At 48.6% G+C, this 26,096-nt stretch carries 29 protein-coding genes and 1 pseudogene; 13 read left to right on the top strand and 17 right to left on the bottom strand.

The genetic code is table 11. The features are described 5' to 3' along the window. Positions 1-68 precede the first annotated feature (68 nt). Positions 69-935, top strand: coding sequence for a LysR family transcriptional regulator (locus AC3IRK_RS07905; protein ID WP_188004305.1), 867 nt, complete (start codon positions 69-71; stop codon positions 933-935). Between the two features lie 152 nt (positions 936-1,087). On the opposite strand, the gene tnpB is transcribed toward AC3IRK_RS07905, so the two are convergent. From tnpB to AC3IRK_RS07890, 3 genes are all read right to left on the bottom strand, one after another. Then, positions 1,088-2,260 (bottom strand): IS200/IS605 family element RNA-guided endonuclease TnpB, encoded by a 1,173-nt coding sequence (gene tnpB / locus AC3IRK_RS07900; protein ID WP_489170702.1) that lies wholly within the window; start codon positions 2,258-2,260, stop codon positions 1,088-1,090. Positions 2,261-2,353: 93 nt separating this feature from the next. Further along, positions 2,354-2,704 (bottom strand): hypothetical protein, encoded by a 351-nt coding sequence (locus tag AC3IRK_RS07895; RefSeq protein WP_489170701.1) that lies wholly within the window; start codon positions 2,702-2,704, stop codon positions 2,354-2,356. After that, positions 2,701-2,892: a hypothetical protein gene (locus tag AC3IRK_RS07890; RefSeq protein WP_255508292.1), complete on the bottom strand. Its 192-nt coding sequence runs from the start codon at positions 2,890-2,892 to the stop codon at positions 2,701-2,703. The genes AC3IRK_RS07895 and AC3IRK_RS07890 overlap by 4 nt, the downstream gene beginning before the upstream one ends. A 119-nt stretch (positions 2,893-3,011) precedes the next feature. Between AC3IRK_RS07890 and AC3IRK_RS07885 the strand changes: the two genes are divergently transcribed. Together AC3IRK_RS07885 and AC3IRK_RS07880 are read left to right on the top strand one after the other, a co-directional pair. Further along, positions 3,012-3,779, top strand: coding sequence for an SDR family NAD(P)-dependent oxidoreductase (locus AC3IRK_RS07885; protein WP_188004303.1), 768 nt, complete (start codon positions 3,012-3,014; stop codon positions 3,777-3,779). A 63-nt stretch (positions 3,780-3,842) separates the two neighbouring features. Next, positions 3,843-4,448: pseudogene (locus AC3IRK_RS07880) on the top strand (SDR family NAD(P)-dependent oxidoreductase); the annotation flags it as partial. 672 nt (positions 4,449-5,120) lie between these two features. Here AC3IRK_RS07880 and AC3IRK_RS07875 read toward each other — a convergent pair. The 3 genes from AC3IRK_RS07875 to AC3IRK_RS07865 are packed head-to-tail and all read right to left on the bottom strand — an operon-like array spanning position 5,121 to position 8,235. Next, the gene (locus AC3IRK_RS07875) at positions 5,121-6,239 is read right to left on the bottom strand and encodes a hypothetical protein (RefSeq protein ID WP_489170700.1); all 1,119 of its coding nucleotides are present in this window, start codon (positions 6,237-6,239) and stop codon (positions 5,121-5,123) included. Next, a complete protein-coding gene (locus tag AC3IRK_RS07870) occupies positions 6,236-7,357 on the bottom strand; it encodes a hypothetical protein (protein ID WP_489170699.1) in 1,122 nt (373 codons plus the stop codon). Before AC3IRK_RS07870 ends, AC3IRK_RS07875 begins: the two co-directional genes overlap by 4 nt. Continuing rightward, entirely contained in the window at positions 7,354-8,235 is an 882-nt protein-coding gene (locus AC3IRK_RS07865; RefSeq protein WP_489170698.1) for an ATP-binding cassette domain-containing protein, read from the bottom strand. The genes AC3IRK_RS07870 and AC3IRK_RS07865 overlap by 4 nt, the downstream gene beginning before the upstream one ends. Before the next feature lie 154 nt (positions 8,236-8,389). Here AC3IRK_RS07865 and AC3IRK_RS07860 point away from each other — a divergent pair, with 154 nt between their 5' ends. Then, positions 8,390-9,436, top strand: coding sequence for a phosphotransferase (locus AC3IRK_RS07860; protein WP_489170697.1), 1,047 nt, complete (start codon positions 8,390-8,392; stop codon positions 9,434-9,436). 30 nt (positions 9,437-9,466) lie between these two features. On the opposite strand, the gene AC3IRK_RS07855 is transcribed toward AC3IRK_RS07860, so the two are convergent. After that, the gene (locus AC3IRK_RS07855) at positions 9,467-10,456 is read right to left on the bottom strand and encodes a hypothetical protein (protein WP_489170696.1); all 990 of its coding nucleotides are present in this window, start codon (positions 10,454-10,456) and stop codon (positions 9,467-9,469) included. A gap of 274 nt (positions 10,457-10,730) precedes the next feature. On the opposite strand from AC3IRK_RS07855, the gene AC3IRK_RS07850 reads away from it, so the two are divergent. Together AC3IRK_RS07850 and AC3IRK_RS07845 are read left to right on the top strand one after the other, a co-directional pair. Continuing rightward, positions 10,731-11,078 carry a hypothetical protein gene (locus AC3IRK_RS07850; RefSeq protein WP_214720953.1) on the top strand — a complete coding sequence of 116 codons (348 nt, stop codon included), beginning with the start codon at positions 10,731-10,733 and terminating at the stop codon, positions 11,076-11,078. Between the two features lie 58 nt (positions 11,079-11,136). Next, entirely contained in the window at positions 11,137-11,712 is a 576-nt protein-coding gene (locus AC3IRK_RS07845) for a GNAT family N-acetyltransferase (protein WP_489170695.1), read from the top strand. 119 nt (positions 11,713-11,831) lie between these two features. Here AC3IRK_RS07845 and AC3IRK_RS07840 read toward each other — a convergent pair whose 3' ends face one another. Continuing rightward, on the bottom strand, positions 11,832-13,076 hold the full coding sequence (locus tag AC3IRK_RS07840) for a polysaccharide deacetylase family protein (RefSeq protein WP_489170694.1): 1,245 nt from the start codon (positions 13,074-13,076) through the stop codon (positions 11,832-11,834). Between the two features lie 194 nt (positions 13,077-13,270). Between AC3IRK_RS07840 and AC3IRK_RS07835 the strand changes: the two genes are divergently transcribed. Then, positions 13,271-14,686 (top strand): NAD-dependent succinate-semialdehyde dehydrogenase, encoded by a 1,416-nt coding sequence (locus AC3IRK_RS07835; protein ID WP_489170693.1) that lies wholly within the window; start codon positions 13,271-13,273, stop codon positions 14,684-14,686. Positions 14,687-14,729: 43 nt separating this feature from the next. Here the strand turns inward: AC3IRK_RS07835 and AC3IRK_RS07830 are convergent, their stop codons facing one another. Then, positions 14,730-16,742 carry a Na+/H+ antiporter gene (locus AC3IRK_RS07830; protein ID WP_489170692.1) on the bottom strand — a complete coding sequence of 671 codons (2,013 nt, stop codon included), beginning with the start codon at positions 16,740-16,742 and terminating at the stop codon, positions 14,730-14,732. 82 nt (positions 16,743-16,824) lie between these two features. Continuing rightward, positions 16,825-17,712, bottom strand: coding sequence for a helix-turn-helix transcriptional regulator (locus AC3IRK_RS07825; RefSeq protein WP_489170691.1), 888 nt, complete (start codon positions 17,710-17,712; stop codon positions 16,825-16,827). A gap of 84 nt (positions 17,713-17,796) precedes the next feature. On the opposite strand from AC3IRK_RS07825, the gene AC3IRK_RS07820 reads away from it, so the two are divergent. Continuing rightward, positions 17,797-18,321, top strand: a complete 525-nt coding sequence (locus AC3IRK_RS07820; RefSeq protein ID WP_489170690.1) for a dihydrofolate reductase family protein — start codon at positions 17,797-17,799, stop codon at positions 18,319-18,321. Positions 18,322-18,372: 51 nt separating this feature from the next. On the opposite strand, the gene AC3IRK_RS07815 is transcribed toward AC3IRK_RS07820, so the two are convergent. The 3 genes from AC3IRK_RS07815 to AC3IRK_RS07805 are packed head-to-tail and all read right to left on the bottom strand — an operon-like array spanning position 18,373 to position 20,355. After that, positions 18,373-19,593 carry a cation:proton antiporter gene (locus tag AC3IRK_RS07815; RefSeq protein ID WP_131972773.1) on the bottom strand — a complete coding sequence of 407 codons (1,221 nt, stop codon included), beginning with the start codon at positions 19,591-19,593 and terminating at the stop codon, positions 18,373-18,375. A 3-nt stretch (positions 19,594-19,596) separates the two neighbouring features. After that, on the bottom strand, positions 19,597-20,097 hold the full coding sequence (locus AC3IRK_RS07810; protein ID WP_131972774.1) for a cation:proton antiporter regulatory subunit: 501 nt from the start codon (positions 20,095-20,097) through the stop codon (positions 19,597-19,599). 39 nt (positions 20,098-20,136) lie between these two features. Next, the gene (locus AC3IRK_RS07805) at positions 20,137-20,355 is read right to left on the bottom strand and encodes an AbrB/MazE/SpoVT family DNA-binding domain-containing protein (protein WP_012370339.1); all 219 of its coding nucleotides are present in this window, start codon (positions 20,353-20,355) and stop codon (positions 20,137-20,139) included. Between the two features lie 192 nt (positions 20,356-20,547). On the opposite strand from AC3IRK_RS07805, the gene AC3IRK_RS07800 reads away from it, so the two are divergent. The 4 genes from AC3IRK_RS07800 (at position 20,548) to AC3IRK_RS07785 (ending at position 22,999) form a co-directional block, all read left to right on the top strand. After that, positions 20,548-21,030 carry a DUF2975 domain-containing protein gene (locus AC3IRK_RS07800; protein WP_489170689.1) on the top strand — a complete coding sequence of 161 codons (483 nt, stop codon included), beginning with the start codon at positions 20,548-20,550 and terminating at the stop codon, positions 21,028-21,030. A 76-nt stretch (positions 21,031-21,106) separates the two neighbouring features. Then, on the top strand, positions 21,107-21,313 hold the full coding sequence (locus tag AC3IRK_RS07795; protein ID WP_489170688.1) for a hypothetical protein: 207 nt from the start codon (positions 21,107-21,109) through the stop codon (positions 21,311-21,313). A 27-nt stretch (positions 21,314-21,340) separates the two neighbouring features. Next, entirely contained in the window at positions 21,341-22,315 is a 975-nt protein-coding gene (locus tag AC3IRK_RS07790) for an MFS transporter (protein WP_489170687.1), read from the top strand. A 21-nt stretch (positions 22,316-22,336) separates the two neighbouring features. Then, positions 22,337-22,999, top strand: a complete 663-nt coding sequence (locus tag AC3IRK_RS07785) for a hypothetical protein (protein ID WP_489170686.1) — start codon at positions 22,337-22,339, stop codon at positions 22,997-22,999. A 42-nt stretch (positions 23,000-23,041) separates the two neighbouring features. Here AC3IRK_RS07785 and AC3IRK_RS07780 read toward each other — a convergent pair whose 3' ends face one another. Continuing rightward, a complete protein-coding gene (locus tag AC3IRK_RS07780) occupies positions 23,042-23,647 on the bottom strand; it encodes a GNAT family N-acetyltransferase (RefSeq protein ID WP_489170685.1) in 606 nt (201 codons plus the stop codon). Between the two features lie 104 nt (positions 23,648-23,751). On the opposite strand from AC3IRK_RS07780, the gene AC3IRK_RS07775 reads away from it, so the two are divergent. Then, a complete protein-coding gene (locus tag AC3IRK_RS07775; RefSeq protein WP_489170684.1) occupies positions 23,752-24,222 on the top strand; it encodes a GNAT family N-acetyltransferase in 471 nt (156 codons plus the stop codon). A gap of 40 nt (positions 24,223-24,262) precedes the next feature. On the opposite strand, the gene AC3IRK_RS07770 is transcribed toward AC3IRK_RS07775, so the two are convergent. From AC3IRK_RS07770 to AC3IRK_RS07760, 3 genes are read right to left on the bottom strand one after another with little or no spacing between them, the layout of a single operon-like run. Continuing rightward, a complete protein-coding gene (locus tag AC3IRK_RS07770) occupies positions 24,263-24,796 on the bottom strand; it encodes a hypothetical protein (protein ID WP_489170683.1) in 534 nt (177 codons plus the stop codon). A 13-nt stretch (positions 24,797-24,809) separates the two neighbouring features. After that, positions 24,810-25,508, bottom strand: coding sequence for a 5'-methylthioadenosine/S-adenosylhomocysteine nucleosidase family protein (locus tag AC3IRK_RS07765; RefSeq protein ID WP_489170682.1), 699 nt, complete (start codon positions 25,506-25,508; stop codon positions 24,810-24,812). Further along, positions 25,499-25,996 (bottom strand): hypothetical protein, encoded by a 498-nt coding sequence (locus AC3IRK_RS07760; protein ID WP_489170681.1) that lies wholly within the window; start codon positions 25,994-25,996, stop codon positions 25,499-25,501. Before AC3IRK_RS07760 ends, AC3IRK_RS07765 begins: the two co-directional genes overlap by 10 nt. Positions 25,997-26,096 lie beyond the last annotated feature (100 nt).

The raw sequence follows: 26,096 nt of genomic DNA, 5'->3' as shown, positions 1-26,096 counted from the left end.
CAGTTGTCAGATGAAACGAACGTACAGTATCGTCAAAGCACACGCATGTAAAGAGAGAGTGAAGTCTGATGAAAACCGAATGGCTCGAAGCCTTTCACGTCACGGCGGAAACATCCAGCCTGACGAAAGCGAGCGAACTTTTGCATATGACGCAACCGGCGCTCAGCAAACAAATCAAAAATCTCGAACAGGCGGTCGGCGCTCCCCTGTTCACACGGACGACGAGCGGCGTCTCGTTGACGCCGGCAGGAGAAATCGTGTTTAAAGAAGGACAGCGGATCATCGAACAGCTCGACGATATGCAACGGCAAATTGATCAATTGCAGGGTCAGACGTCGTTTACCCTCGGTTCCTGGCCGAGTGTCGCCATGTCTTATTTGCCGCAACACTTCGCCAACCATCCAACAATGGATGGACCGGAACTGAAGATCAAGACGGCACACACATATATCGAACTGATGGCCGGTCTTGAGCAGCATCAGTACGATGCCGTATTGCTCGACGATCGTCAGATTGATCACCCTTATCCGTCGACGCATCTGTATACGGAACCGTTTTTACTCTACTTCCATGAAGCCGACGAACGGTTCGAAGGCTGTGTCGATGTCCGCTTTGATCAGATTGATGCTTCATCGTTTCTGTCGTTGCCGATTGACTGTGACTCGACGAATATTCTGAAAGCCGCGTTTGCGGAACGTGGAGCGACCTATACTGTCGCCTCGGAAATGGAATTTGGTTCAAGCGTCCTTGGCTTCATCCGGGCAAAACTCGGGATCGCGATTTTACCGGCGATTTTCCAGGATGGTCTTCCTCCGGAAATCCGGACCCTGCCGATCACCGGCTTTGACGTCACACGCGAATTATCTCTCGTAACACGGGACGCGATACACCATCCAACGTTACTCCGCCTGATCGGTCATCCGCGCAACCGTTGATCCAGTCGGATCCGAAGTGTGTCGATTTCGGAACGGTCGAGCGTCTGATCCGCGACTTCCCCGTAACGGACCACATGTTGAACTACTTCCACCTACGCTTTGCTTAGAGGTGGAAGATTCCTGAGTTATTCGACCTGACGGTCAAAACCTGATCAGGCTAACTCCGTCGTCCCGACGGTTGAAGAAGCTAAGAGGCGTTCTGCTTCTTGTTTGAGATTCAGTCCTGCGTTCACATCTCGGTCGTGATGGATCCCGCAACTCGGGCATGTCCATTCACGCAAGCTGAGATGCTTCACGTCTTTGTGTTGATATCCGCAACTGGAGAACAGTTGGCTCGATGCGAAGGTCTTCCCGACTTTCACGACGGTCTTCCCGTACCAATCTGCCTTGTATTCGAGCAGGCGGAAGAACTCCGACCAGCTGACGTCAGAGAGGGGCTTGCTCAACTTGCGGTTCTTCTGCATGTTCTTCACCTGCAAGGTCTCGATTCCGATGATGTCGTGGTTTTTGACGATCTCGGTGGATACCTTGTGCAAGAAGTCGGTTCGCTTGTTGGCAATCTTTTCATGGATGCGGGCGACCTTTCGCTTCTGCTTCTGGTAGTTCTTCGACTCGGAAAGTTTCACTTTCTTGTCCAAGGCGATACGCTGACGACGAGAGAGCTTGCGTTGCTCGCGCGCCAGCTTTTTCTCGAGCGAACGGAAGTAGCGGTCGTTCTTGTACACCGTGCCGTCCGACAAGATGGCAAAGTTCTTTAACCCGACGTCTACGCCGACGGATGAACCGGTTTTCGGCAGTTCGTGGCTTTCCTGCTCGACGAGCAGGGAGACGAAGTATTTTCCTGAAGCGTTACGCCGGATGGTCGCGTTCAAGATGCGTCCTGCGACCTGCCTCGAATTGGCGAAACGCACCCACTTCAGCTTAGGAAGTTTGAGCTTGCTGCCGACGATTGAGACCTCGGGAAGCTGGTTCTTCTTCTCGATATTGGTCTTGTAGGATTGGACGGGATTGCGCTTCGACTTGAATCGAGGCCGTTCGTTCTGCTTCTTGAAGAAGCGGTCATACGCATCGGTCAGGTGTTTGACGCTCGATTGAAGCGAATGGCTATCGACTTCTTTCAGCCAGTCGAACTCTTGCTTTAGCATCGGGATTTCTTTCGAACAAGAACCGTAAGACAGTCCTTTGCCTGTCGCTTTATACGTCTCATCCCACTTCGATAAGAAGTAATTGAAGACGAAGCGCGAACAACCAATGGTCTTCGCGATCAGGATTTCCTGCTCTTTCGTCGGGTAGATCCTGAATTTGTAGGCCTTATGCTTCAACATGATTTTCACCTCCTTGAGAGGTTTATACCCGAAAGGGAGAGGGGGCGATTCACCTCCCACTTTCACTTCGTTTAGAAGTGTGAGTACTCTCGCCTAATTTAGATAGAGCACCGGATCAATCGTCATCTCAATCCGGTCGAGCCAGTCCTGGACGGTTTCTTCCGGCCGGCGTTTTGATCCGTCCGGCAATTGCCGGTCAAAGGAAGCAATCAATTGACGGACTTTGGAAACGGAGTCCGTTTGTTGTTGTGGTGGTCGCCAGGCAGACGTTGACGGCTTCACTCGCAGAACTTGCGGACCCCCTTCTTCCGTCGGCTCAATCGTTCGTTTACGCCGGCGGTATCCGAGAAACCGGCGGAACACAAACACAGATAAGAAGGCTGTCACCAGTGCTCCGATGGGCAACAGAATATCGGGTAAGAATAAGGATGCTCCTTTGATCATCGGACCTTTCGGGAACGGTTTTGCTCCAAATTCCGGTGACTCATGGCTTTGCGCGATTTAATCTTATAGTTGAATGTGTAATCTGCCGGTTTGTAAATGTAAGTCGTGTAGACATACCGTTCAAACGCGACGAGAGCTGCAGCCAGTACTAAAACGGAGATGATCATCAGTCCGAGCTTCCGTTTCATGTCGCCCTTCTTTTTTTACCAAATAATAACATATATTCATCGGTTCATCAGCATTTTTCTTTCTTTTCAGTCAATTTCAGCGTACAGTGAAACTACACTGTCAGATGGGATGTGATCGTTTGTATTTACCTTCGTTTCGACTCGATCAAAAAACGGTTCTCGTGACCGGTGCCGGACGCGGAATTGGACGTGCCCTGGCGATTGGGATGGCGGAAGCTGGCGCGGATGTCTTACTGGTCGCCCGGACGGAATCCGATTTACAGGAAACCGCAAAACAGATTGAACAGCTTGGACGACGTTCGTTCGTGTTGACGTGCGACGTGACCGACCGGATGCAAGTCCAGGCGATGGTCGAGCGTGCCTATACATATGTCGACCAGATTGATGTGCTCGTCAACAACGCCGGGATGAATATTCGCTCGAAAGCGCTCGACGTTACGGAGGACGAATGGGAAACAATTCAACAGACGAACTTAAAGTCGGCCTTCCTATTCTCACAGGAAGTTGGGCGCCGGATGCAGGACACCGGCGGCAGCATCCTGAACATCGCTTCGGTTGCGGGGCACGTCGCCTTGCGGACCGGTGTTGTCTATGCGACGACCAAAGCGGCTTTGATTCAGATGACAAAAGTATTGGCGCTTGAATGGGGTCCGAAAAATATTCGCGTCAATGCGATTGGTCCGTGGTATTTCAAGACGCCTCTGACAGAAGCGTTGCTCGCCGATCCAACCTACTTACAGGATATCGTCGACGTGACACCGCTCGGCCGGGTCGGTGAACTGACGGAACTCGTTGGACCGGCTGTCTTTCTTTCGTCTGATGCCGGAACATACGTCACTGGTCAAACGTTATTCGTTGACGGCGGGATGACGATTAAAGGGTTTTAACATGACAAGAAAAGGACTTCCGATTTTAATCGTAAGTCCCTTTTTTCTGTCGTACTCTATTTTTATTGTGACCATACGGATCCGGACGAGATAACTTTCCTGTTCCAACAGATTCAAGACCAGCACGGGCGGATCGATCTGCTCGTCAACAGTGTGTTTGGCGGTTCGGAAGCTTCCCTTCCCGCGGGACAAGGCAAACGATTTTGGGAACGGCCACTGGAACACTGGGACGCGATGATGATCGCCGGTCCGAAAGCCTATTTACTGACGACACGGGCGGCTGTTCCGTTGCTTCAACAAAGTCCGGCTGCATTGATCGTTAATTTAACATCGTTCACGCCGGATCAAGCCGCTGGCAATTTGTATTATGACTTAGCGATGCAGTCGATCAACCGGATGACATTTGTGATGGGTCAGGAACTTCGAACGTCTCGTGTCGCTTCGATTGTGCTCTGCCCCGGCTTCATGCGGACGGAACGGGTCGTCGACGCAGGCTTCAGCAGTGATGCGACTGAGACAACCGCTTATGTTGGACGGGCTGTCGTTGCCCTCGCACAGGATCCGGACATTCTACAACGGACCGGGCAAGCTTTGTTCGTGTCGGATCTCGCACGCGACTACGGTTTCACGCACCAGGACGGAACGCAGCCGGCGACGTTTATAACTTAACTTACGCTTTCCGCTTTGACATTTGAATGGCCATAATAACCGGATAGGCAGTAATCGCTAAAATCCAAATTAGCTTCATCATCAGAGGTTTGCTCCTTTTACGTGCGATTTATTTGATTCGCTTACACTTTTAACGATTGAGTTCGTAATCAACAAGAAAAACGGGTAGACCAGGAGCGAGCCGATTAAAATAAAGCCGACAATCGGACCTGGTGCATCCCCTTCATAAGTCACTTGAGATTCCTGTCGTACGGTTTAACTGATAGACGTTGAGCAACGCTTCTAACGGAATAAGTAAGGTGACCGCATACATGATGCTTATTGCATTGATTTTCAAAAACGTTTTTATAATGCCTTCTCCTCTCTATAACAGATTTTCATAGTATACATACGTAACTAAGCAGAAAAAGAAACATACAAAGGAGGAAACGCGATATTTCATTCAAACACTCGTGACTTAATCTACCACGAAAAATTTACTGATCCGCTATAATTAACCAACCGTCCTCGTACCGGAAGAAGACGGTTGACAGTCTTTTTTATAGCTCTCGTGCTGCATGAATCTGCATTTTACTTAACGGACGGAACGCAACCGGCGTCTTTTGTTTTGTAAGCGGTTTACACAAGAAGGTTCGGCTTGGTCTCGCGACAGCCGAACCTTCTTGTATTTCATCATGCCATTCTCCGACCAATTACTCGGTACATCAGTTTGATTAGAATGAGTGTCATGATAAGTGTGACAACAAGTACGACAATCGGTAACAAGACCGGATAACCGAAGACATTAACCGTCACATACTCCCGGAATAAAACGTAAACGCTTAGTGCCTGTCCCTGTGTGAACTTCACCAAAGTCCACATGAACTCCGGTGTTTCTGTATTAAACAGAACCGTTTCAATCAGAAAAGGTCCGCCGACGATAAGTCCACCGAGGAATACAGCGACCACCGTCTGTTTAATCAACATCGACAGGAACAACAGGACGATGACAAGCGAAACAGCAATCATCCACTGATACAATACGGAAATCCCGTATAATTCAGCGAACGTCAACGGGTAAGGTGAGTTGCCGTAAGCCGCTTGGATCGGAATATCCCAACCGGAATGCCCGCGGAAGAAACATAGCAGTTGAACCAGATTGTAGATTAGAATCGTCCCCGTTACCAGTGCAACGGATACCAGCAGCTTGGCCGTCAATAATTGTTTTCTCCCGTGCCGTGAAGAATACAGATATGCCGCAACACCGGTCTGATATTCATTCGAGAAACTGGCTGCTGTTCCGAAAATCAGGACCACTGCCAACAAGGCATATCCACCGGTTCCTGAAAACGTCAGCAATTGATCAAACGTTTGATAGTTTCCGACCGGACGATAATCAATCGCTTCCGTCAAATCAGCTTGTAATGAGAATTGACGTTTTTCATATACAGTGGATGCCTCCTTTCCTTCCTGACGGAGCGAAGAGACATCTTTGGATTGCTTGCCATAAGCGGATGCAGCCTCGAGCACGTTATGATAGGAAGCATTTTGTTTCTTTTCCACTATCGTCGGATTACTTTTTTTGAAATAGGCATCACTCCCGGCTTCCGCACGCGCAATCATTTCTGAAGTCAGTTCCCCTTCAAAACCTGTGTTGACGCGATCCACCCACGGCCATCCCATGCGTTGAACCGAAAAATACAATCCGACAACCAGAATGACGAGTAACAATAACAATAAAAAACGTTGCTGCAACAACTTGTAAAACTCAAAGCGGATTAACTCCCGCAACGTACTGTCTGATTTTTTCATACGCCTTGCCTCTTTCGACTAGTTTGATAAAGAACCTTCAATACAATCAGGGTCACGATCACCTGCACAAGCAGGATGGCAACCGGCAGTAACAGCGGAATTCCGAGATTGATGGTCTGATACGTCTTAAACACTTCTCCGGTCAACAAGGCGCGGCTCGGGAAAAATAAAATCCCTTGCTCAAAAACTTTTGTTTCCGGAAAAAAGATGCCCGAAATCACGAATTGGTAAAGAAGCGGGACACCCATTAAAATGCTCGACCAGAGAATCGCTTGAATCGCCGTTTTAGCGAAAAATGAGATTGCGAGCACCCAAATACCAAGCACGATTAATACAAATGTCTGATAACCAAACGATACCAACCAGTATTGTCCGATGGAGAACGGATACGGTGAATTGGTCAAACCATCCATCACTTGCATCGGAGCGAACCAATCAATCGTTCCAAAACGATACCAGGCAAGACCCAATATCCCGAGATGTACTACCAGACTGATGCCCGTCAGGAATATCGATCCGGCAAGCAGTTTTGCCGTCAGTAACTTCGTTCGACCGTTCACAGCGGGCAGTTGATATTGATCGACGCCCGAAACCCGTTCTTTGGAATAGATGAAAGCAATCAGTAACAGCAAAGGGAACAGCAGAACAGCAACGCCGGCTTGAGTCGTAAACGTTACTGCTTTTTCTGCCGGGATGTGGTACTGGATCGTGTCCAAATTGATTTGTTCCACCAGACTGGTATGTAAGGCACGATCCCGTTCTTCAAAGCCCGGTTTGGCCAATCCGTTCGTTAAAGCTTCCAGCCCCTGTGCTTTAAAAGTTTGGGCTTCTTCAATGTTAAATAAGTGGGCGAATGCTTCGTTTTCAAACGAAACAACGGAATCAAACTGACCATCTAGGTCATAGCTTTCATCATTAATTTTATTTGCGCGGTCATGTATTTTCTTAAATGTTTCTGCCGTCGCCGGACCTTCCCAGACCGCATATTTTTCGCGGACATTTGCTTCCTCTTCTGAAAAGACCGAAGACATCAAGTACAGCAATAAGGCGACGATGAACAGCATGGCAGGAATCGATGTGCAAAGTTTATACAATTCAAAGCGGATCAATCGGCTCATGCACTTTTACTCCGTTCGTCCAAGTGATACAAATATAAGTCTTCCAGCTGCGGCTCATCTTGGACCGCCTTCGGATGCGGCATTTGGCTTGAAATGATTCGGACCCGGTTTTTACCTTGCCGCGTTTGTTGGATTGATCCGATTTGATACGTGTCTTGTAATTCGAGCAATTCCTGATCCGTCACATCAACGGTCCAGATTTCAGTCGCAATTTCATCCAACAGCTCATACGGATTGGCCTGTTTAATGATGCGTCCCTGCTTCATCAAAATGATTTCACGCGCTATCGATCCGACATCGGAAACGATATGGGTCGACAGCAGTACAATTCGCTTCCGGGCAATCGACGCAATCAGATTCCGGAAATGAATCCGTTCCTTTGGATCAAGGCCAGCTGTCGGCTTATCAATGATCAAGAGTTCCGGATCATTCAGCAACAATTGGGCAATCCCGATTCTCCGCTTCATGCCGCCGGAAAAGCTTTTCAACTTCTTATTGGCGTGTTCTGTCATGTTGACCGCTTCGAGGGCGGACATGACGCTTGTTTGGACATCTTGTTTTGGCACCCCTTTGACGGTCGCGAGATAACTTAAAAATTTAGCGGCGGTAAAGTTGCTGTAGATTGGCGTGTCTTGCGGAACATAGCCGATTTTTTCGCGGTACGCGTCAGCAAGCGGCGACATTTCTTGTCCGTCAACAAGAATTTTACCCGTTGATGGTTTAAGCAATCCTGCTAAAATCTTCATCAACGTTGACTTACCGGCCCCGTTTTCTCCGAACAAAGCATAGACGCCCGGTTCTAACGTGATATTGGCATCCATCAATGCCTTTTTTCCATTTAGATATGTTTTTGAGGTGTTCTGAATCTCAATCTTCATTTCATTTGACTCCTTACGTTCATGATTTAATCTAGCATCTTACACATTATACAAAATTTGTATCTTCCAGTGTAATGGATTTCAAATAAATGTTTTTGCTATAATGGGTATTCTTTGGATTCAAATGAGAGGGTATGCAGAAAGGGGACTGTCTATGGAACAGACAAAATCGTTTAATTTAATCGAACAAGCGGTCACAAGTTATGGTCTCGATTTTCGCTCACTCGAAATCGAACCTGTCTCTCTAACGACCTACGGCAAACATGGAGATGTACACTATAAAATTCTGATCGACGGACATCCCTATTCGATACGTTTGTTGCCGGAACAACGTTATACCGGGTCCGCGCTTTCACACTCCACATTGGATACACTGGAGCTACAGTTGAGATACACCAATTATTTGCGGACGCAGGGCATTCCGTTCATGGAGCGTGTGAAACCGATGCATGAAGCACTTTTTACAACAATCATCGATTCGGACGGACAGAATTGGACATGTTGTCTGTTTCGCTGGATGGATGGCCACCACGTAACGGTGAATACGAGACATACGGCCGCTCGGATGGGCACGTTAGCCCGTCGATTGCATGATATCTCACTTCATCAACAGGAAATCCGGTTTCCGTTCATTGACCATACGGTTGCCTATCAGCGTTGGCTCGACGATTTACAACGGCTTTCCATCTCACGGATGCCGGAATCGGTCCGAAATTCATTTCAGGAGTATCTGAATCTAACACAATATCATCTCGACACCGCACAACATCACCAGTCTCCTTCCATTCAACCGGTCATTTCGACTGATTTGAATTCGCTCAATGTCTTATGGGATTCCGATCAACAAATCGTCGGAATCGTTGATCACGAACACATCGGTGCAACCGACCGTGTACAGGATTTGGCTTGGCTGATCAAATGGTATGCCCGGACGGAAGGGATTGACTCGCATGACGTGTCCGGCCGTTTAGCCAAAAATTTACTGACCCACTATAATTCGCCGACCGTCCTCGTACCGAAAGAGGATCCGCGACTGGCTTCGTTGCTCTGGCTCTCGGGCTGCTTCAATCTGCATTTCGTTGAACGGACGAAACATTTGTTGCAGGAAGCCGGGCAACATCCGGAACAGTATAATCCGCTGCAGCTTCATTTGCAGACATACCGTCTCCGGAACGAGCGACTGTCCGGTCTGCTAATCTAAAAAAAGAAACAAGTCGCAGGACTTGTTTCTTCACAAAACACGAAACGGACTGACACTATCGGATTTTTTTAGGCGGTATTCCGCAATCGGCTTAAAGTGACTGTTCAGCGTCTTAACCCGGAATTCAGCTGTTTTGGTGATTTCTTCGAGGACATGATACGTTTTCGTTTTAGAATCATATGCATAGTCGACTAAATCATCTTTACTGTCATATAAGACACGGACTTGTTTCGTCTTATGGTTGATTTCATACATCCGGTCCTGATTGAATATCAGTTCGGTTTCTTTTGTAAGGGTTTGTGTTTTCTCGACTCCGCCCTTTACGTACTGGTTCGTCGTCATTGTTTTTACATTGCGCTGTTTTTTGACGTCATACGACAAGACTGTCAACTTTTCCTCATGTTCCGGACGGATGCCGTAAATCTTGAGTTGAGAACCCACCTGGCGCATGTGATAGGCGAAAAGCATCGATGTGATGGTCTCATGGTGCAACGTTGCAAATGATTTGGTATCAAAGGTATGCAGTTTGATGGAATAGTTGTATCCTTTCATATGATCGGCCAAAACGTACGCTTTATTATCGATAAGAATCAGATGCCGTCCATATCCGGTGAATTTTTTTGTCTTCCCGACTTTCTTAAAATCAAGAGTATATTTCGTCAGCGAGGAATGGTCCATATCTTCCAGGCTCATGACATAATAGGCGTCTTTGTACTTCCTAATTTGACCCGGTGCAGGCGCGAGCCGTTTGACCGTCTGCTTGCTGTTCTTTAAATCAACGACACGATCCGTCTCCGAACCATACATCACTCCGTCGTTTATGTATTGAGCGTTGCCAAACGCATAGCGCACCGTTTCAATCTTTTTGTTGCCGATATAGGTCTCAAAAGTAGTGATCGGTTGCTGATAGCTTGTTGAAACGACTTGATAGGTATCGCTTTGTGCTGATACCTGATGATTTAATCCAAATGAAGAACTGACAATCGTTGCTGCCATCAGCAGCTTGTAGCCTGTGTGCATGTTTTCCATTCCTCTCCACACGAACCGTATTAAGGTTCCATCAACAGTCCCGTATTTCAGACTTGCTATGTTCCCTTCATACAAATAATACCCATTTAATGGCACACGGTGAGCTGTGAATCATCAAATGGGTCAATCTGTTTTTTGAAATTCATTTCGGTGAGATAGCCCCAAGTTACGATGAGGCGTTTACCCCTTACATTATTTCCATATTAAAGGGTGATTTATTTATCGTATGTTATAATTATACAAATAATGATTTTGAGGAGTTCATATGAAAAGAATACTCGTCATTTTATTAAGTGGAAGTTTATTTGTCTTGGCTGGGTGTAGTCAATCTGATACAGAGAGCACTGGTAGTTATGCGATGATTGTAGTGGTGAATAACAAAGAATATAACGGAACAGAAGCTCAATTGGATACATCCAAGCAACTTGGGGAAGAAATCAACAAAATAATCAAGAAAACTAAAGCCAATGAGATGCCTCAAGGGAATAATCAATCGAATTACTTTCCGGTCGGATCGAAAATCTATTCCGTTAAGGGAACGGAAGATTATATCATCGTAAAAGACAACAAAAATAAAAAGTGGCTTTTAGAAAAAGTGATGAATAGAGAATAGAAAATTTCTCTTTCATTACTTTTTTCAGTTATAGCAATTATGGCTCATCACAATCAGCATGTTTGCTACTTTAACGACTAAGTTCAATGAGCAATCTAAAAAAACGATTGGGGAAATCCGTATGATACTAAATGTTGATATACATATTCGAGCGATGACCTCTCATGATTTTTATTTAATGGTGAAGTGGTTAAATAATCAGAAGGTACTAGAATTCTATGAAGAACCACCTTCCAAATTAGATGAAGTAATACATAAATATGTTCCTAGAATTAAAGGTGAGCATTATGTTACACCTTGTATTGTAGAGTACAAAAGCGAACCCATAGGTTATATGCAGTACTATAAAATTCAAGAAATTGATTTGGAAAAATATGATCTTCCAAAAAATCAAAATATTTATGGTATAGATCAATTTATTGGAGAACCCCAATTATGGGGCAAAGGTATAGGCTCCATGATGATTCAAATGATGCTGGAGTATCTTTGGAATGACAAAGATGCTTTAAAGGTCGTATTAGACGTTAAGAAAAATAATAAAAGAGCAATTTCAAGTTATAAGAAATGCGGTTTTACGCAAAATAAAGAGTTAAATCATGACTCACTTTTAATGGAATGGACAAAAGAAACATGAATATACTTAATAACATTCTTCAATGAATATTTGGAAACAATTTAAAAAGGCACGAACGCTTATCTAACAGCGTTTCGTGCCTTTTCCTGTGAACCTATTGCAATCAAACGCAACAGAACCTATTTTTTAAGAACCGGCCGCATCGGATCAAAAACGGTTTTCGCATCAAAGAACGAATCCAAAACGTTGGTCTTCCCAGCAATCGCTTGGCGGAGCCGGATCCCGTCGACATTGATCCGCGCCTGTCGGTAATAGTCTTTCCCCGCCTGCTTCCAAGCATGCTGCGAGGCGTCGACGTTATAAAAATAGCGGAATCCTTTTTGCGTCAAATACCGGTACTTGTCGCCGCTGTACCCATGCCAGTCCTGAATATCACTGCCGTACGGATATATCAATTGACGGGTCGACCCGATCAGTGGCATGACGTCGCGGTTGTAACGGTCCGTATCCGCTTGAATGGTCGCCAGACTGACTTTCCCGACTGAGATATGACCGTACGTGTGACTCGCAAACTGCCAACCGTCTTTCTTCAGAACGGTCGCCGTCGCTTTCGCCTGTTGACGCGCCTGCTCGACTATAGCAGATTGCCCGTACTGCGCATACGACGACCGGTATCCGAGGACGCCGTTATAGCCGGTAATACCCAGTAATCCTTTCGCGCCATGGTAAGAAAAATCCGGATGACGGTTGACGAACGCGTCCACAAGCGGTACGAGATCATAGGCACCATCCGGTTTTCCGGTCATCGAATTGGTGATTCGTCCATTTTTGACTTTCAATGTCGTCGCAAAACCGTCGCCGATCATGTATTCATAGTAGTTGACGTCATCCTGCGACAGAACGAGCGGCTTCTTACCTTTTGGAAAAGGAAGTCCCTTTTCGGTCATCCGTCCGTCTTTCCACGTCGCAAGATCGGTCGGCCGGACAAGGACATAGTTCCGTTGATACAAGGCGGTCAAAATCCGTTCGAATTCACCTTGCGTCACCATATAATCATCATAGCCCTGCTGTTTCCGGTCCCCGTCAAAGGCGCGTTTTGGTTCTGCAATCAAGGAGTGGAAAAATAAGTGCGGGGCAGATGTCCCGGCTTTAATCGTACCGAGATTCGCCTGTTTCGCCGCATATTCCTTCCCCTTTTGTTTTGCTTCCGTCGTCTTCAAGCGGTCGACAATCCGGATCGCCCGGGCGTAATCATACTGGGACGCGATGAAATCGGCGCGTTTTAATTCCTGACGTATGTAGCTCGGGTCTGCTGCTTGATGTTCGACCTGTTTCGTTTTCGTTTCCGATCCAACCGACTGTTGACCGCATCCACTGATCAGCACAATCCCGGCAAGACTGACGCCCATCCATTTTTTATTCATGTGAATCCCGTCCTTTCTCCGACAAACAACACTCCACTCTGCTTACTTTTTATATTCACGATTATTCAGTTGATTAACGATTTTCCCTGCATCATTCCAGTTCGTTATGCCCCCCCATCCAAAGCGGAAGTACACAAACCGGCCGGATGGGTGTTTAATAAGGGACGTAATGAAAACACACGGAGGTGCAATACATGATTGAACAAAACGTCATTAATAATATTTGGTATAACACAGAGGAAACGATTCCCGTCTTTAACCCGGCAACAAAAGAATTGCTCGGACACGTCCCGAGCAGCACAGCAGACGATGCAGCGCGTGCCGTCGATGCGGCAAGTACGGCTTTCGTCGACTGGTCGGAACGGACAGCCGATGACCGCGCCGATAAAATCGATGCCTGGTACCGCCTGATTCAACAACACCGTGATGAACTCGCGGAAATCATGACGCTCGAACAAGGGAAACCGTTCGTCGAAGCACGTGGAGAAATCGATTACGGCAATCAATATGTCCGCTGGTATGCGGAAGAAGCGCGCCGGATCTACGGAGAAACAATTCCGGCATCCGTTCCCGGGAAACGACTCTTCGTCGAAAAAGAACCGGTTGGTGTCGTTGCGGCAATCACGCCATGGAACTTCCCGGCAGCAATGATTACACGGAAACTCGCTCCGGCGCTCGCTGCCGGCTGTACCGTCGTGTTGAAACCGTCGGAAGAAACACCGTATACGGCACTTCGTCTGGTTGAACTCGCGATCGAAGCCGGTATTCCGGCTGGTGCCATCAACGTCCTGACCGGTGACGCGGCAACGATCAGCGGTGTCTGGCAAGCCGATTCCCGCGTCCGGAAAATCACGTTCACCGGCTCAACAGCGGTCGGTAAATTGATCATGCGTCAAGCGGCTGATACGATGAAAAAATTGTCGCTTGAACTCGGTGGTCATGCGCCGTTCATCGTCACGGAAAATGCCGATCTCGACAAAGCCGTTCAAGGCGCCATCCGCTCGAAATTCCGCAACGGCGGACAAGCGTGTGTCGCAACGAACCGCTTTTATGTCCAGGCATCGGTCCTTGATGCTTTCACTGAAAAATTCGTCGCCGAAGTCAATCGTCTGAAAGTCGGTAACGGACTCGATGCGGATTCGACGATTGGACCGTTGATCAATGCGAAGGCTGTCGCCAAAGTTAAAGCACATATCGACGATGCCGTCGCCAAAGGTGCAACGATTTTAACAGGCGGCACAATTGACGACTCTGTCGGCTATTTCGTCGAACCGACCGTCCTCGGTAATGTCACGGAAGACATGATCTGCATGCAGGAAGAAACATTTGGTCCACTCGCACCGATTTCGGTCTTCGATACGCTTGACGAAGTCATCGAACGCGCGAACAACACACCATACGGTCTTGCGGCCTATGCGTTCTCGGAAAAAATCGACGAAGCTCTCCTGCTCGGTAAAAAACTCGAGTACGGAATCGTCGGTCTCAATGACGGTGCACCATCCGCTGCGCAAGCACCCTTCGGCGGTTATAAAGAAAGTGGACTCGGCCGTGAAGGCGGCGTCTACGGTATCGAAGATTATCTCGAAGTCAAATACTTGTCACTCGGTTAATCACAAAGCAGCCCCTGTCCATGGACAGGGGCTGTTTTTTCGTTTACTCGACGTACTCGTAGAGGACGACACTTTCGATATAGTGGATGAACCGGCGTAACTCTTTTTCTTCTTCGCCGGACAAATCGCCTTCCTTCGACATCGAAGCGATTTCCTGACGCTGGACTTCGATTGCCCGTAAACAGAGTTCTTCTTTTTGTTGATCGACGTCGGCTTTCCCGCCGACCGGTGACGACCAGCGCGTATGCTTAAACCGTAAGCGTTTGTAGAATTCGAGCACGCTTTGGACGACATCGGCCGGATAATCGCCGCGGCATCCTTCGAGACGGCTGATGACTTCCCCCATGACCTGTTCGTACAGCTCATGCTCGACCTGCGTCAAGTAAATCAACTGATCGGACGACATGTTCGACCGTTTCCGTTTCCAAAGGATTTTCCGGATCGGTTGCATCAGACGAAAACGGGCTTCCTTGTCGATGGCTTCGCGCCGGTTATCGATTGACCGGAAGACTTCTTTTTTCAGCTGATCCGGTGTTTTATGCTCCTGTAGGAACTGCTTCGTAAAATCACGTTCCCACTGGACCGCCTCGAGCCGCAGTTTTTTCAACTGTTGGTTGAAGTGCGTCAATTCTTCCTCACTTTTCTCCTGTGCCCGCAACAGACGCAGCATGACATGATATTCATTTAACAAATCAAAGGCGACGGTCGAGTTTTCTTCCTGGACGACCTGTTTGATTTCCGTGATCGCCCGTTTGACCATCCGCTGTTTGTACGAATTCAAATCGAGTTCCGGTTGGACATCAGCCTCGCCGCGGTTAAGCAACGGCAGAAGAATCGTTGCAAGCACCAGTGTAAAGATGATGACACCGGCCGCGAGGAAAATAATCAATGACCGTTCCGGGAACGCTTCGCCCGATTCAGTCAGAAACGGCAGAGACAGGACTCCGACCATTGTAATCGTACCGCGGACCCCGACCAGTGTCGTGATGATGTCCTGTTTGAATGCCGGCTTTTGATGATCGGCCTTTTTCAGGAAGCGATGGTCGAACCAGTTGAAGAATATCGTCCAAATCAAACGGATCAATAGAATGACACTGCCGATTTCAATGACGTAGAGCATGAGCCGCCAGTTATTGATGGCGTCGTCAGCAAAGATTTCGCGTGTCGCTTCCGGCAACGTCAGACCAAGCAACAGGAAGATGATCCCGTTTAAGATGTAGGCAATCATCGTCCAGATATTGTCCGTCAACGTCTGTTCCTGAGCGAAAAACGTTTCGGTCCGCTCTTTAATCAACGCGTGCAGGATTCCGCCTGTGACGACGGCGATGACGCCGGATGCATGCAGAATTTCTTCCGCGACGAAAAAGATGATGAACGGTGTCAGGATTTGCAGTAACGCATAAAAGACGACATCTTCAATCCCTGTCCGGCGTAATTTCATCTTCAGCCAGTTCATCGCGATGCTGATCGCAAGACCGACGACGGCTCCGACGACGAACATGTAGACGAATTCCGTCGTTGCCTGCTGGATCGAGAAGTAACCGGTGACGACGGCTGCGACCGCATAACTGAAGGCAACCAGTCCCGAGGCGTCATTGATCAACGACTCACCGCGGACAAGATTTAAAATCTGTTCCGGAATCTGGACCCGTTTCGCAATCCCGTTGACAGCAATCGGATCCGTCGGTGACAGGATCGCGGCGAGCGCAAAGGCAGCCGCGACCGGAATGACCGGTACAAGCCAGTTGATGAAATAACCGCCGATGACCGTCGTCAATAAGACAAGGACGATGGCATTGCCGAAAATCGCGGCGCGCATCTTCCACAACTCATCGCGCGGAAAGTGCGAACTGTCGTTATAGAGTAATGGTGCGATGAATAATAACAGGAACCATTCCGATTCGACTTCAATCTTCAGCCCGCTGATCAGCAATGCCGTAATCGTGCCGACCAGGATTTGAATCAAGGCCGTCGGAATAAAGCGGATGTAGTGTCCAAGGACTTGAGTCAAGATGATTAAGGCAAGCATTAACAAAATAAGTGATAACGTTTCCATAGAAAACCCCTTCCATTCTTACCATGTTTCTCTGGTTATATCGTAACATAGTTTCTTACCAACTTAGGAACAGGACCCCTTGTCAATGCTCATATAAAGCCAACACTTCGCTTGCGTGACGCCGGATGTCGTCTCGGAGGAGCAACGGTTCAATGACTTCGACTTCCCGCCCCAGTCCAAACAACTGTCGTCCGAGAAACGGCAGTTCCGTAACCGGCACGGACCACGTCCGCAATGGACTCAGCGGCAAAATCCCTTCGAGCAACCGTTCGCCGAGCGGTGTTAACTCGAGGCGGACCGTCACCTGTTCTCCCGCCTGTCCAAGCTGTTCGGCCTCCTCAAACGTCATTCGCTGTGACGGAACCGCCGTCTCGGTCACCTGTTCCATCCGGTCGACGCGGTACTGGCGTAATCCGCGATCTGTCTGCGCGAGCAGATACCAGCGGTTCCGTTCAAACGTCAGACCAATCGGATCAATCCGAATCGTCCGGCGACCGCTTGTCGTCCGGTAAACCAGTTCACCCTGTACTTCCATTTCCATCAGCCGCAACAAGTCGCGCGTCAATGGAGACGCCGGTGTATCCGGTTTGGCAAAACGGACACGCCCTTTCAACCGGTCGAGCTTCAGTTCGAGATCGGCCGGCAGTTCGTGCAGATACCACTCGGCAAGATTGCCGCGTAACGTACCGAACGGCAAATCCGGCACCTGACCGACCCAGTCGAGCATCAAAAACAACGTGATTGCTTCCTGTTCCCGCAAGGCAAGCGGCGGCAACAGCCGGTTCGGTAAGACCCTGTAGCCGCCGGCCGGTCCGCGTTCGCTGTAAATCGGATAGCCGTTTGCTTCAAGCTCCAACAAATCGCGCTGGATCGTCCGCAAGGAAACGCCGCATGCTTCCGCCAGTTCCCGCGCTGTCAATAATTGTTGCCGATTCAGCAGACGCATCAGTTTCAACTGTCGGGTTTTCATCATAAAAATCTCCTTTAATTACGACATCTTTTGTCATGATTATACCGTAGACTACAAACAGAACGAACCAAAGGAGGGAAAAAGATGACACAAACCGTTTTATATATCGCCTGCAGCTTAGACGGGAAGATCGCCCGTTCGGACGATTCACTCGATTGGTTGTTTGCTGTTGAAGGAGACGGTGACAACGGCTACGCAACGTTCATGCAGGACGTCGGTGCCGTCATCATGGGGCGGAAAACGTTTGACGAAGTACTTGTTCTCAGTGACGACTACCCTTACTCCGCCATCGACAACTATGTCCTGACCCGGCAACCGGACAAACAGTCGGACCATGCCACGTTTACGAATGAGCCGCTCGATGTCTTGCTTGACCGGATTGGTCCGACGGTTGACGGCAAGATTTGGCTGATTGGTGGCGGCGAACTGATTCAGGAAGCGTTACGGTTGAAACGAATTAATCAGATGGAGCTGGCGATCGCACCGGTCGTCCTCGGGAGCGGCATCCCGCTGTTTCCGGAGGGAACGCTTGAAACCCGGTTCCGACTGACCGGTTGCCGTCCGTCCGGACAGTTCATCATGGCCACGTATGACGTCTTAAAAGGATGACATCTCAAAAATACGCTGACCGGTCTTGAAGCCGGTCAGCGTATTTTCGAATCAGGATTTCGGTTTCGTTTTTTTCGGTTTTGGTTCCGTCCACTTGAATATTCCGTTCATAAAGTTGAAAATCCGTCTTGATTCCTTTGTCATCAGCGGTCCGAGAATCGCGAGAATCAAGACATAGAGTGCCGAGAACGGGGACAGGATCTCCATCAAACCGCCGGCGATGCCGAGGTTCGCGACGATGATCGAGAATTCACCACGCGAGACAATCGTCAGCCCGATGTTCGAGGACGCTTTGTGCGACAGTCCGGCCCGGCGTCCAGCAATCATGCCGGCGACATAGTTTCCGACAATCGTGATGACGACGGCACCGAGGGCAAGCCAGACGGCGTCAAGCAACATCGTCGGATCGATGCTCAGTCCGAAGCTGAAGAAGAAGATAGCACCGAAGAAATCACGGAACGGCACGACGAGGTGCTCAATCCGTTCGCCTTGGTCCGTTTCCGAAAAGACGAGTCCGAGCAGTAAGGCCCCGATGGCTTCCGCGACGTGAATCGTTTCCGAGAAGCCGGCGACGAAGAACAGGGCGGCAAATACGACGATGATGAAGACTTCATCCGACGCAATCTTCAGCATCCGATTCAAAAGTGGTGTCGCTTTGCGGGCGATGATGAAGAACAACAGCATGTAACCGAGAGCGATTAAAATCGATGTGACCGAAGACAGTAACGTCGTTCCGTCGCCGAGCAACAGTCCCGATAAGACGGACAGGTAGACAGCGAGGAAAATGTCTTCGAACATGATGATCCCGAGAATCAATTCGGTTTCCGTATTCCCGGTCCGGCGCAGATCGACGAGGACTTTCGCAACGATTGCGCTCGACGAAATCGTGATGATTCCGGCGATGATCAGCACTTCATATAACGGGAAGCCGGCGATGAATCCGTACAACAGTCCACCGGTGAAGTTAATCGATAAATAAATTGTTCCACTCGTAACGATCGATTTACCCGACCGGATTAATTTCCCGATTGAGAACTCCAGTCCCAGATAAAACAGGAGGAACAGGACACCGATGCGTCCGAGGAAGCTGATAAACTCAGCACTTTCAATGAACTTGAAGTCTAGTATCCCGATTGTCGGAGCGTGCGGTCCGACGATCATTCCAAGGATGATTAAAAACGGAATGATCGAAAAATTCAATTTGTTCGCAAGCAAAGCTGCGATCGCCACTAAGATAAGCGCGGTACCGACTTCAAATATTAAATGATCCATCTATCATCCGCCTCCTTCGATTGAGAAGAGTGCTTTCGTGATGTGGCGGACATTTTGACGCTCTCCCGACAGGACAATCGTGTCTCCGGCTTCAAGACGTGTCTCCGGCCCCGGATTCAATGATTTTGATTTATCATGTTTGAGAACGGCAATAATCGAGATATCATACTCGTTTCGTACGTCGAGTTCGCCGATCGTCCGGTTGTTGACGGATGAATCCTCACCAATCTTAAACCATTCAATGACGAGATCATCAAACGCCAATTCGATTTTTTCAAGGTCCTTCGGTTTATACGCCAGGCCGCCTAAAATACCTGCCATCTGTCTTGCCTCCGCGTCGTTGAATGTCACACTCGAGATACTCTCATCAAAATCGTCATCGTCATAGTGGTGCATTTCCCGGCGTCCGTCATCGTGGACAATCACGACCACCTTGTCTCCTCTTGTCGTAATTCCTTCGAACTTCCGGCCAATTCCCGGTAAATCTACTTCACGCATATCCATGTTGATAGTTCCTCCTTTTAGTTGGTCAATCTGATAATTTTACAGGTGATGATGTGCTTTTTGGATGAGTGATTTGAATTTCTCGTCACTCAAAATATCTTGAAGGTCATGCAGCTGTTGTAAATCCGCTTTCGCCATGATGACAAACCCGTCTTCCTCGATGAAGGCAACGCGATCTCCTTCCTCTACTTGTAACGCCTGTCTGATTTTTTTCGGGATCGTGATTTGCCCTTTGGACGTCAACTTGGATAGCTCCATTCCGAACTTCCTTCTTTCTTTGTCTGATTTTCCTTACTTCCTTACTTTTCTTATTCCCAGTGTAACATACGTTCAAACCAATTCCGAGTACTTTGCTTTGAATTGATAAAAAAAGATTTTTTCTCATCCTTCAGGCGGGTAATTTGCGGACAAAGATGGACTATACTGAAGGAAAGAAAGGAGGAACGGATGATGAAAAAATGGCATCTTGTCTATTTGCAACTTGTCTGCAGCGGGTTGTTGATCAGTCTGTTCGGATTGGCCGGAGTCGCCATTTCCCTGCTGATTAAAAGAGCACAACGGGGATTCTCACTGGAGGTTTTACTTGATAAACCGGGTTATTTCATCTTGATGGCGGGACTGCTCGCATTGATTCCGAGTCTGCTGATCCTGGTTCATGTCTTAAAAATTCTCCGGTCGTTTAAGGGAAGTATGGCTGAAACAAATGTCCTCTCTTCTTCCTTCGGCACAATTAAAATCTGTTTTATCCTTATCAGTTGTGTCGCAGTCGGTCTGTTTCCGGTCATGTTCATCGTCGCCGATCGGGATGATGCACCGGGTCTGATCCTGTTTGCTTTTATACTGATTTTGATTCCCGCCACACTCGGTGTCATCAGTTCGCTTTTACAGTCACTTGTTAAACAAAAGAACTTGATTTCCGGAACAACAGCTTAAAAGATGGGTCTGGCATACTAATCGGACAACCTGTATAATTTTGGTAAAATGCTTATGGAAAAGCAGGTGGATTTGGTTGTCTCGTTCTTCGACTCTTTTGGCTTCATTCGGTATCTCCCAGTTTGGAGATTTTGTTTACCTCGTCGCGATCAATGTCTACCTCTATCAACTGAACGGTTCTGCCGCCGCAGTTGCCGGTCTTTGGATCATCGGTCCGCTCGCCGCCCTGTTGACGAAATTTTGGGCCGGCAGTGTGGTTGACCGGGTCGATGTCCGACGATAGCTGATCGGAACCGATCTGGTTCGGGCATTGCTCGTTGCCTTGATTCCCTTTTTATCATCTTTACCGTTGATGTACCTGACGTTGTTCGGACTGGCGCTCGTCAAAGCGTTTTTTGAACCGGCCGCCATCCGTTACCTGACGCAGATGATTTCGGAAAGCGGACGCACGTCGTTTAACGCGTACCGGAGTCTGATCACATCCAGTGCCTTTTTGATTGGTCCGGCACTCGCCGGTCTGCTGTTACTGGTTGCGACACCCGATGTCGCCATCTGGATCAACGCCGGTTCGTTTCTCGTGTCCGGGTTACTCCTCCTGACGTTGCCGTCCGTTTCGCATGCGACTCTGTCAACCGTCCGCCTGTCGGATATTAGAACCGATTGGCGGATGGTCAGCCGGTTCAGCCGGACCAACTGGTTTGTCAGCCGAATTTACCTGGTCGGTATTTTGTCGATGAGTCTCGCACTTGCGATGGATGCTCAGGAAGTCGTCTTTCTGCAAACGGTCGTCGGTTTGACCGCCACCGATTACGGTCTTCTGATCAGCATCACGGGAATCGGTTCCGTCCTCGGCGGTCTGACGGTTGCCCGTTTTGCAAACCGGCTGTCGCTCAAGACATTACTCGTCAGCGGTTATCTGTTCGTCGCAATCGGCTACCTGATGTATGCGACTGCCGGCTCATTTCTGATCGTGACGGTCGGATTTTTACTGCTCGGCTTTTTTAATGCCTTTGCCGGAACCGGCTTCATGACGTTTTATCAAAACAATGTCCCGCAAGCTTTGATCGGCCGCTTCACGAGTCTGTACGGTCTCGGTCAAAGCGTCATCCAGATTCTGTTGATTTTAGCGATCGGCTTTACAGGCGACCTGTTCCCGCTTCGTTTCAGCATCATTGCCGGTTCTGTTTTGCTTTCACTGCTGAGTCTCATCCTGGTTCGTCATGTCCTGCAACCGGACAAGGAAGCATTTTTCCGGGACGATCAGACGACCAAACAAATTTCGTAATACATAGAAGGACGTGCTAACATGAAGATTTTAATCGGCCAACCGAAACAGGAAACACAACTCGAACAATTGCAGCGTGAAATAGCGGCCTATCCGGACATCGATCTTCTGCTGTATCCGGAAGGTTACTGCCGCGAGACGGATGTCGAGACGTTACGTCACTTGGCGAAGCAATTCGCGACCGTCATCGTGACCGGGTACCGCGATGCGGATCGCCTGGACCGGGCCCTGATCATCAATGCAACAGGCGAGATTCTGCTCGACCGGGCGAAGACACCGGAAGCCGGTCCACTTTATACGCCGTCGACGGCGACTGTTGCCGGACAAGCTGCCGGATATCTGCTTTGCCGGGAGATTTTCCTCGGCCTGGACGGTCTGAAGCAGGACAAAGTCGACATCATTTTTAATCCGATCGGTGTCGGGATGTTCAGTGAGGAACAATACACGGACTGGTCCGGCGAAGCCCGGCGCATCAGCCGCCAGCAATCGGCACTATTCCTCGGGACGAGTCACGCCGACGGCTCTTACCGCAATTGCGGCTTCTCGATTCCGACGGCGTTTGCCTTTGACGCGACCGGCGAAGAGATTTTCCTCTCAAAAGATGATCCACGGACACGGATTCTCGATACAGAGACGCACACGGTCGAATTCGTGGATGCTTCATCCGTTGAACAGACGATCTAATCAAAAAACCCCCAAACCGGTTCGCCGGTTTGGGGTTTCATCTCATTGATGCTGTTTCGAATTGGATTCTGTCTTTTGCGTCACTGCGGCATACTCATCCCGTAATATTGCATACATCTTGACGTCATGGAACGCCCCTTTGATGAAGATTAATCGGCGTAACGTTCCCTCGTACATCATCCCGACTTTTTCCATCACCCGGGCTGAACCGATGTTCGGCTCCATGCACCGCGCCTGGATCCGCTCGAGCTTGAGTTCTTCAAAACCGTAGGCCATGACACGTGCGACGGCTTCCGTGACGATTCCTTTGCCCCAGAACTGACGCGATAACGCATACCCGAGTTCCGTCTGTTTATTGTCGTCGAGCAACAGGTGGATGAAATCAATTGTTCCGATCATCTTGCCGGTTTCCTTCCAAACGATCGCCCACGGTGCTTCTTTCCCCTGGTCATAGTTTGACAGGACATAGTTCAAAAACTGTTCGGCCTGTTCAATTGTCTGATTGGCATTCCACGTCACGTAACGGGCGGTTTCCTCGTCCTGCGTGTATTCAAATAAATCATCAAGATCGCTTGCTCGAAGCGGCCGCAGCACCAATCGTTCAGTCTCAAGGACCGGTAAGTGCCGGTAAAATTCCGTTGTCGTCATGTTCGTTCCCCCGTTCTTTTTTTACATTATATAGAAAAAATAACAGGAATGCGATACACAGGAATGCGATACAGTGGAGAAAAATATATCCGGAGGTATACGTTATGACCTTTCAAGCTGTCCCGATGACCGTTGATCAGGCAACTGCCATTCTGAAGTGGACCTATCCGCCGCCGTACGATTTTTACAACATGGAAACGTCGGAGGAGGCATATGCTGAACTGCTTGACGGTTCCTATCAGGCCGTCATCGCTCACAAACAACTCGTCGGCTTCTTTTGTACGGGCCGTTCTGCGCAAGTCCCACCTGGTCGCCCGCTTCATTTGTACCCAGATGACCATTTGGATATCGGACTCGGCCGGCAGCCCGAACTGACCGGACAAGGGACAGGATTTGCGTTTTGTTCGTTTGTCCTTGATACGGTCAAAGCGCAATCGGCGTTACCGCTCCGTTTAACGGTCGCTTCGTTTAATGAACGGGCGATTCACCTGTATGAACAGCTCGGATTTCAACGCCACGCCGCGTTTTCGACGACGCATGCCACGTTTCTCATCATGACGCAATCTCATACATAAAACACCATTCCGACGTGATGCCGGAACAGCGTTTTTTCTGTTACTGCTGTCGTTTGTTTTTGACCGTTTCCACCGTTTGAAAGACATTCGAATACATGGAGGTAATATGTCTCTTCGTTTTAACATCGTTGTATAACCCGTATGTCCAAAACAAAGTCGTTTTCCCGTTTAAGTAACCGGCTGCATAATCGGTCGTCTCTCCCGCCGCTTCCTTGTACGAAATCCAGTCCGCGATAAACGGCACATGCCCCTTATTCGATCCGATGAAAAACGTCGGAATTCGCATTTTCAGGTAGGTGTCGGCATACTCGCCTTGATCCGCTTCCAGTAACTTGTTCGGCATGATCATGACCGCGTCGAAAGTCGAAGCGACCTGCTTACGATTTTTTAATTCTGTGAATGAAATTTCCTTTAAACGGACGTTGTCTTCCCGAACTTCCGGTGCTTTCCCGATATAGGCAATGTGTAAATATTCGCCCGTATACCGAGGGAAGTCGGGCTCTTTCGGTTGTCCGATTCCACATCCGCCAAGCATCAGCACCATCGTGACCGAACAAAAAACTCGTTTTTTCATAACGGCACTCCTTTTAAATGAATATGTGCAGATAATCGTTAAAAATCCTCGTCATAACCTTCGGTGTATTGGCGATGTAGACGTTGATCTGTTCCTGATTCGACTGAAGCGGATCAAGATCCGTCTCGTCTGTCGGTATATCCGAGATGCCTTTAATGATGATGCATTCGACGTCGTTTTTCCGGCAGATGTAGGCAATCGCCGCCGCTTCCGTATCGGCAATCGTGATATCGTTCGCCTGCAGTTCGAGATAATCGTTCCACATGACGACGGCACGATCGGCCGTCCCGATCGTGCCGTTACCTTTCATGCCGTATTTCAGTACATCGATTTCAACGATAAACGACGGCTTAAGCAACGGTTCGATTTCCTTGACCGTACAGTCATATTGAACGGCACGGTCCGGAGTGAGGATGTCGAGGATGTCAAACCGTTCGTCGATTCCGGCACATGTTCCGATGACAAGCACTTTTTGAAGCGGAAAACGCGCCAGCATATACTGATTTGCACCGACCCCGTTCACTTTGCGGATACCGGTACTGTAAAAGACGACCGGCGTCCCGTTGATCGTCCGGAAAAAATATTCTCCGTACGGATACGTCGTTCGTTCCGTTTCTTTTACGTCAAAGTATTCTAATGCTGCTTCGAATTCCCAAACGGTGGCGATACTGACGCCGATTTCAATGCGCTTTAAATCAGGGATTAATCCCATTTTTCTTCTTCGTCGATCCAGACATTCCGTTTTAAATCAAGTGTCTGTCCTTCATCGTGAACACCGAAGTAACACGGCAACTCTACAGTGGCACCGCCGGCTTGCTCAAAGCAGGTCCGGAACCATTCACCGATCAGGCGCTGTTCCTCTTCAATCAGCGTTTCCTCGTGTTCTTCATAAAAAGCATCAAACGCCTCAGACTGATTGTCCGGTACAACCGCATAGACGATTTCATCGAATACCGATTTACTGCCGGCAAAACCCGGTGTTCCCTCTTCTTCAAATACTTCGTTGGCGTCTCGGTCCATCGAAAAGAGCGTAATCGATACCTCATGGCTCAACGGCTCGATGAAGGCCGCGAAATCGAGCAGCTCGACATCCGCTGCAAAAGTCGATGCCGTGAGGGTCTTTAACTGGTTGAGCAACGACTCTGTATGTGGCGCAAGATTCTCTTGGATGGAAGCCAAGTATTCATTAACTGTAAACATATGTATAACCTCCGTCATCTTTTTTTGACCATCCTGTATTTAGGATTCTTTTAAATTATCCCATACAAAAAATGGATGTTCCTTTCTTCATCATCCCGTC

Source organism: Exiguobacterium sp. GL_137, from assembly GCF_057834585.1.
This window is presented reverse-complemented; position numbering and strand designations above follow the sequence as displayed.